The organism is Aureimonas ureilytica, from assembly GCF_001475935.1.
In the GTDB taxonomy this organism is placed as follows: domain Bacteria; phylum Pseudomonadota; class Alphaproteobacteria; order Rhizobiales; family Rhizobiaceae; genus Aureimonas; species Aureimonas ureilytica_A.
In genome coordinates this window covers 1-607 of sequence record NZ_LDQA01000144.1, presented here as the reverse complement: position 1 = coordinate 607, position 607 = coordinate 1, and the positions used below count along the sequence as shown (strand labels likewise).

Here is a 607-nt window from a genome sequence, read left to right as displayed (position 1 = left end):
ATGAAGAACCGCGGCGTCGAGGACGTGCTTCTGGCCGTGGTCGATGGCCTGAGGGGCTTTCCCGAGGCGATCGTCGCTGTCTTTCCGGACGCCACCGTTCAGACCTGCGTCGTCCATCTCCTGCGCCACAGCCTGGACTTCACGTCCTACAAGGACAGAAAGCCCGTGGCGGCGGCCTTGGAGGGTATCTACCGCGCCAGCGATGCAACGGCGGCCGAGAAGGCGCTGACGGCGTTCGAGACCAGCGAATGGGGTCGCAAATACCAGGCGATCGGCCAGAGCTGGCGGCGGGCCTGGGCTGAGGTCGTGCCCTTCTTCGCCTTCCCAGAGGAAGTTCGCCGGATCGTCTACACCACGAACCAGATCGAGGCCCTGAACTCCAAGCTGCGCCGCGCCGTACGGGCCCGAGGCCACTTCCCGAACGACGATGCTGCGATGAAGCTCCTGTTCCTGGTCTTGAACCGATCCGAAAAGGAGTGGAGGATGGCCCCGCGTGAATGGGCCATGGCAAAGGCTCAGTTCGCCATCCTCTTCGGCGAACGCTTCACAATGGCCATGGCGGCCTGATCTTCAACCCGCCGCCCCACACGAAATTCCTGACAGTCCC

The 607-nt window shown here is 63.8% G+C and carries 1 protein-coding gene; it reads left to right on the top strand.

The features are described 5' to 3' along the window. On the top strand, window positions 1-567 hold a 567-nt coding region (locus tag NS365_RS23115; protein ID WP_153003933.1), incomplete at its 5' end, for an IS256 family transposase. Between the last annotated feature and the right edge of the window lie 40 nt (window positions 568-607).